4 protein-coding genes are annotated in these 4,620 nt (G+C 37.3%); 3 read left to right on the top strand and 1 reads right to left on the bottom strand.

The features are described 5' to 3' along the window. The first annotated feature begins 135 nt into the window (after positions 1–135). The 3 genes from ACTQ5K_RS25215 (at position 136) to ACTQ5K_RS25205 (ending at position 3,139) form a co-directional block, all read left to right on the top strand. Positions 136–1,362 carry an IS110 family transposase gene (locus tag ACTQ5K_RS25215; protein ID WP_441994439.1) on the top strand — a complete coding sequence of 409 codons (1,227 nt, stop codon included), beginning with the start codon at positions 136–138 and terminating at the stop codon, positions 1,360–1,362. Positions 1,363–1,760: 398 nt separating this feature from the next. Continuing rightward, a complete protein-coding gene (locus ACTQ5K_RS25210; protein WP_441131563.1) occupies positions 1,761–2,831 on the top strand; it encodes a YVTN family beta-propeller repeat protein in 1,071 nt (356 codons plus the stop codon). An 89-nt stretch (positions 2,832–2,920) separates the two neighbouring features. Further along, entirely contained in the window at positions 2,921–3,139 is a 219-nt protein-coding gene (locus tag ACTQ5K_RS25205) for a DUF2933 domain-containing protein (RefSeq protein WP_441131562.1), read from the top strand. 37 nt (positions 3,140–3,176) lie between these two features. On the opposite strand, the gene ACTQ5K_RS25200 is transcribed toward ACTQ5K_RS25205, so the two are convergent. Continuing rightward, a complete protein-coding gene (locus ACTQ5K_RS25200) occupies positions 3,177–4,424 on the bottom strand; it encodes a hypothetical protein (protein WP_441131561.1) in 1,248 nt (415 codons plus the stop codon). Positions 4,425–4,620 lie beyond the last annotated feature (196 nt).

Below are 4,620 nucleotides of genomic sequence, written 5' to 3'. Positions count from 1 at the left end.
TTTTTTTGGTTTTTGTTTTCCCCCCACCCGGGGAGCGGGTGGGGGGGTTTTGGGGCTGGGGGGGGGCCCGGTCCCCCAACTAGACAAAAAGGATATTTATTCTCCCACAAACATTTTACTCATACGAAAACACTTGTGGTCGGAATCGATATTGCCAAGCGTACGCATTACGCTTGCTTTGTAGATGATCGCGGTCGTGTGCTTCAAAAGTCTTTTGCTGTTTCCCAGTCTAATAGCGGTTTTAATTATTTCTATCAACGTATTTTGACCGCAATGAAAGAAAATGAAAAAACAGAGGTTATTGTTGGGATTGAACCTACTGGCCATTACTGGCTCAATTTAGCTTATTTCCTTGAGGAACGGGGCATCCCCTTAGTAATGACAAATCCGATGCACGTCAAACGTTCAAAGGAGTTAGACGACAATCTTCCAACTAAACATGACCGAAAAGATGCGCTAGTAATTGCTCGTCTTATTAAAGACGGTCGTTTCAGTTATCCGCGTATTTTAAAGGAAATGGAAGCAGAACTTCGTGTTGGCTCAACTTTTAGAAGCAAGTTGGTAGAGGAGTTAGGCTCTCTCAAAAACATGATGATTCGCTGGTTAGATCGCTATTTCCCAGAGTTTACTCAGGTGTTTCCTTCATTCGGAAAAATGGCTTTAGCTGTACTTGAATGTACTCCATTTCCGAGTGATTTTCACCAAAAACAACCCGATGAAGTCTTAACCCTTTATCGAAAGGTCGAGGGGCTAAAATCCCCACAAAGACCAAAAGCAGTGCGCCTTATTGAAGTCGCGGCTAACTCTATCGGGGTAACAGAAGGACGTGAGATGGCCCACATTGAAATCGCCACGCTCGTTCGCCGTTACCATCAATTAGAGAAAGATATCGAAAACATTACGGTGCACTTAGTTGAACTTGTAAAAACGTCTGTAGAGTATGAATGGCTATCAACCGTCCAAGGACTTGGAGATACCACCATTGTTGACTTATTAGCCGAAATTGGAAGCTTTTCACACTACGAAGATCCACGCCAACTTATCAAACTCGCGGGATTAACGTTACGTGAAAATTCCTCTGGTCTGCATAAAGGACAAAAACGTATTTCTAAACGGGGCAGACGAAAGTTACGTGCCCTCCTGTTCCGAGTTATGATGCCTATGATTCGCCATAATGAAGCCTTTAGAAAGCTGCACGAGTATTACACAAACCGTCAGGTTAATCCATTACGCAAGAAGCAATCTATCGTGGTTTTATGCGGTAAGCTATTAAAAGTATTACATGGAATTAGTACCAAGCACAAAGCGTTTGACGCACAGCGAATGATGAGGGATATTCCAGGTCTCGCAGAGGCTGTTTAAACCCTACATCCCCTTAATAAGACAATAAGACCTAGACAACAGGATGACACGGAGAAGCTGGCAATATATTTTCCATTCGACCTTGAGTCCCTAAAGGAGCTTCGCTAGCCTCTGCCTTATGACTAGACCGAACGAAGGAATGTAGGCACATAGATGCCCAGAGACATGGGAGGGTACGTCATCATAAGCTACGCAGAGATCCATTGTGCATCGCATAATTCCCTATCACTACTTTCTATAATTATCCAGTAGTGACCGCGTAGCGTACCCGTAGGTTGGAATAATTACACATAATATATAAATTCTGTTAGGAATCGTGTCGAAAAATATTTTTTTGACACCCCAACAACGGCTCAAACCGTTGATAAATCAATATTTATAGAGGGAGGAAGAAGTTAGTGAAAAAATTTAAATTAGGTATAATTACTTTTTTAATCATATTGGGGCTAATTTTAACAGGATGTAGCACTGAGAAAAATAATGAATCTCAATCAACAAAGAATACAAGTAAAGAAAACGCCCCTACGTCTGAAAAAGCTGAGGATACTCAGTATTACTTTACTGCAAATGAGGGAGGGACTATTTCAAAAATAGATGCCTCTACTAATGAAGTATTAGTGGAAATAGAAGCTGATGGGTCTGTTCACAATGTTCAAGTTTCTCCTGATGGAAAAATACTCGGAGCGGTTGTTGTTCCCGCAATGAATCATGGAGGAGAACAAATGGAAATGCCAGGATTAGCAGTATTTTATGATACGGAAACAAATGAGCTTTTAAAATCAATAGAAGTTGGTAATCATCCCGCACATATTGTTTTCACAGAGGATGGGAAACTCGCTTTAGTAACTAATAATGAGGATAATAATGTATCTGTCATTGATATGAATAACTATAGTGTCATACAAACGATCAATACAGGAAAAGGACCACATGGATTTAGAATTTCAGCAGATAGCCAAAAGGCTTATATTGCCAATATGGGAGAAGATACAGTTAGTGTCTTAGATCTTAAAACAATGAAAGAAGATAAGAAAATAACAGTAGGATCAACTCCAGTTACAACAGGAATATTATCCGATGGTAAGACGCTTGTTGCAACCTTAAATGGAGAAAATATGCTTGCGATTGTGGATCTAGAAACGGAAGAAGTTCAAAAAATAGAGGTTGGAAATGGTCCAGCACAAGTTTATATTGATGCTAATAATCAATATGCATATGTGGCTAATCAAGGTACTGAAAATGCACCTTCTAATACAGTTTCTGTTGTTGATCTTGCTACGAAAACAGTATCAACAACAATTGAAACTGGTAAGGGTTCCCATGGGGTGGTAACAAGTCCTGATGCTAAGCGACTATATGTGACAAACATGTACGAAAATACGGTTTCGGTTATTGATACAAAACAAATGAAAGTGACTAATACAATAGAAGTCGGTAAAACACCAAACGGAATCAGTATAATGAAGTAAAGTAAAAAATAATTTGATTTTCTCATTTTCTCCATAAAATCTCCACTTTTTCTTAGTATGATAAAGAAATAATACGAAGGAGTGATTTTATGGAGTGGTTACCCTTTTTACTGTTGTTGGCTTGTCCATTGATGATGATTTTTTGTATGAAAGGTCACGGAAGTCATGGGGGTCATGGGAAAGGTCATAATCATGATGCACATTGTTCAAATGATTTGGAATCAAAAATGTCAAAACTTGAATTAGAAAATGAAAAGCTGCGAAAAGAAATCGACTCTCTTTCAGCTATGGTGAAAAAAGAATCATAAAACAAAGCCGTTACCAAGATAGGTAGCGGCTTTGTTTTTAGATGCTTATAGCTATTTTGTCCAAAACTGCTGAATTCGTACCAAACTTACACATAGCATCACAATCGCATCGAAGGTCGGAAAAAAGAATATAGGAAATACTGCACATTTGTTCATGTTGAAAGGAGGGTCTTAATAGTTGGGCTTTAATTTCTTTTTCACGTTTATTTGGAGCAACTAAATATAGTTTACAATTATGGTCCTGTATAGTTAGAGCTAAATCATAGAGTCTTAAAATCCCTGAATAGATGGATGTACTTTTTTCTACTTCAAAGGCACAAATAATAGAACCACTATCATTTAACCAGAGAACATCAATAAGTGAAATGGTATCCTGTACTTGGGCTGATACGTTTGGAAGTTCCAATTGGTGTAACGAAAATTCACCTAGTTTTTGATTATTCCATTCCCGTTTATGATCATTTCTAGCAATCCAAACCTGGTATCCAAGAGATTTTCCTAATCTAGCCAAATGGTATTGCATTTCCGAATGATCATTATTTTCGATTGCATCATTGATAACCTCTGAATGTCTTTTCTGATTTGTTTTTTCTCGTTTTTCTATTTGTTTTAAAACCATCTTATGATTTTCTTCGATAACTAACCTTCCAACACCAACTTCAAAAAAGAGTCCCCCAATAGCCCCTAAATCTTTTGAAAGTAAGACACTGTTTTGTTTATTATAATCTAGCATAATTTCTCGCATCCGAAGGTATTCTGTCCATGAACCGAGTTTTATCTTTTCATTAAAAAGAACGTTAAAACCGTTTACAATTGCAGTGTTAAACGGAGGAAATACAGTAGGGTGTAAGAAATATAATATATTCGCTACTGCAGGACCCAGTCCTTTGATATTCTTTTCATTAAGTTTTAGCACTTCTTCTAATAAGGTTCTCTCATTAGTATTTTGTAGACAGCTTTTAAGGAAACGGGCAAATATTTGTTTATTATTTTCATTCTCATAGATATCAGGAATACGAAGTTTCGGTTTCCAATAAAACGCATGTGCTGCTCCTGTGAAAATCTGCTTTTGTTCTGCAATTGCTGTTACTACTACTTCTAATGAAGTACCTTTATAATCATTACCAAATTGATTACGTTCAATCTCTTCAATCACTTGTTTAATACCATTACGTATGGTCCGGAAAGCTTTTAATCGTTCATCATTATTAATAAACCAAGTTTGATAGACAGACTCTGCATCCGAACGATAGGATGCAATCAACTTTTGAATATAATTTTGCATAGTATTATTCTCCTTGGGAAATATGCATCAACCTATATTTTACCCCCAAAACGTGCACTTTTTATGCAGATTTATCCAAAAAAAACTTACACGGAATAAATAACACCAACGGATAAAATAGGTTATAATAGACTTATTAATTATTTAAGTTGGTGTTTATTTATGCGTACTAAAAACAGGTTGAATCCAAGCGAGT

Origin of the sequence: Niallia sp. Sow4_A1 (assembly GCF_052116745.1) — a bacterium.
GTDB classification, from domain to species: domain Bacteria; phylum Bacillota; class Bacilli; order Bacillales; family Cytobacillaceae; genus Niallia; species Niallia hominis.
The sequence above is the reverse complement of the archived record's forward strand: the minus strand, read 5'-3'. Positions and strand labels throughout refer to the sequence as shown.